Source organism: Odoribacter sp. N15.MGS-14, assembly GCF_000980245.1.
GTDB lineage: Bacteria > Bacteroidota > Bacteroidia > Bacteroidales > Marinifilaceae > Odoribacter > Odoribacter splanchnicus.
This window is the reverse complement of the sequence record NZ_LARE01000219.1, coordinates 1-251: the sequence shown is the minus strand read 5'-3', so window position 1 is coordinate 251 and position 251 is coordinate 1. Positions and strand designations below refer to the sequence as shown.

Here is a 251-nt window from a genome sequence, read left to right as displayed (position 1 = left end):
ACAGCTAGGATGTTGGCTTGGAAGCAGCCATTCATTTAAAGAGTGCGTAACAGCTCACTAGTCGAGGAGTTTGGCGTGGATAATAATCGGGCATTAAGTGTTTTACCGAAGCTATGGGATCAGTAATGATCGGTAGGGGAGCATTCCACTCTGCGTCGAAGGTGAAGCGTGAGCTTTGCTGGAGCGTGTGGAAAAGCAAATGTAGGTATAAGTAACGATAAAGGGGGTGAGAAACCCCCTCGCCGAAAGAC

Annotated in this window: 1 rRNA gene; it reads left to right on the top strand. The window is 48.2% G+C overall.

The window, feature by feature from the left end:
- Nucleotides 1-251, top strand: a 23S ribosomal RNA gene (locus WS34_RS15250); the annotation flags it as partial.